At 64.3% G+C, this 1,442-nt stretch carries 2 protein-coding genes; both read left to right on the forward strand.

Translation table 11 applies throughout. From position 1 onward, the window contains the following. Positions 1 to 732 (forward strand): type IV secretion system protein (locus AE618_RS02445; protein WP_054207480.1); only part of this gene is annotated, 732 nt, incomplete at its 5' end. Between the two features lie 354 nt (positions 733 to 1,086). Beyond that, the coding region (locus AE618_RS02450) for a VirB8/TrbF family protein (protein ID WP_248310721.1) at positions 1,087 to 1,442 on the forward strand (356 nt) is incomplete at its 3' end.

Genomic DNA, 1,442 nt, shown 5'->3' on the forward strand with positions numbered 1-1,442 from the left:
TCGAATTCGAGCTCTTTCCAGCAATATGTCACCGACCTCTTCTTCACCTCGCTTCCAAAGGAGATCGGGAATGCCTTGGGCGGCTCAACATTGGATGTCACGTCCGGTCAGCCCTTCGACAAACTGCTGAGCAAGGGCATCGAAGTCGCCTATAAAATCTACGATCAGGCAGGGCTCACCAACATTGCGCCGGCTCTGATCGCGGCCATCCTACTCGTCTTCGTGGCGTTCGGATCGTTCCTCCAGTTCGCCGTCCTGCTCTACGCCAAAATTGGCCTCGCAATCGTCATCGCGCTGGGCCCGATCTTCATCGCGCTCGCCCTCTTCGAAGCGACCCGCCCCTTCGCGGAGGCATGGACCCGCCAGGTCGCGAACTTCCTCATTCTCCACATCCTTGTCGTCGCATTGGTCGGGCTGATGCTGACTTCCGTGCAGGGCTTCGTTGAGAAGTATGGGGCGAATACATCGACTGCTGGCGCGCTGATTGTGGGCGCCGTCGCCATCAGCGCCGTGTTGGGGCTGGCCGCCTACATCGCGATCCAGTTGCCCGCCATCGCCGGCGGGCTTGCAGGCGGCGGTGCGTCGCTCGCCGCCCGCGTCGTGACCAGCGCCATCACCGCGAACGCTGCATCGGCGGCCGTTGGTGCTTACGCCGGCGCCCACGCTGCCGCGAATCGAACAGCCGCTCGTATCCGAGCCCGTCGTCAGGGCGGCGAGATCAGGCGCGTCTGAATCCACCCTCCACGCCGGGAACAACAGTGTCCGCGCAAGGATGCCGAGAAGGATTTGCTTTAATGAATTGTCGCGTGATTACCAGCATCGTGTTGGCCATGGCGGTGACGGGCTGTGCCGGCTGGAACAAGGGCGCACCGTCCTGTGACGGTTCGGCCAAGCGCCCTCTCAACCGGTCGCTTTGGGACTGGGAGGCCACGCCCCCGGTTTCGCCGCAGCCTGACGCGCCTGCGGTCAAGCGGCTCGGCCAAGCTCATCGCGATCCTTCCGCCCATAATGTGGCACAAGCTGCCTCTACCTGGTCCTCCTTCGACATCGCGCGATCGTTCCTGCCTTGCGGGGAGGCGACCCGCCATGGTTAGGCCCGACGATCTCAAGGACTATTTCGACAATGCGCGCCGCTGGGAGCAGGATTTGCTGCTGACGGCGCAGCGCTCGAAGCGGCTGGCCTGGTTCGTCGCGACCGCAGCCTGCGTTCTCGCGACGGCCGCCGTCGGCGCGGTCGCGGCGCTCGCTCCCCTCAAGACTGTCGAGCCCTTCGTCATCCGCGTCGACAACGCGACAGGCATCGTCGAGACGGTCTCGGCGCTCGGGACATCGCCGCGCAGCTACGACGAGGCGGTGACCAAGTATTTCCTCGGTCGCTACGTCCGCTCGCGCGAAGGCTACAGCCAGGCCGAGGCCGCCAGCAATTTCCAGACGGTGGCGCT

This window comes from Allobosea vaviloviae, assembly GCF_001298265.1.
Taxonomy (GTDB): domain Bacteria; phylum Pseudomonadota; class Alphaproteobacteria; order Rhizobiales; family Beijerinckiaceae; genus Allobosea; species Allobosea vaviloviae_B.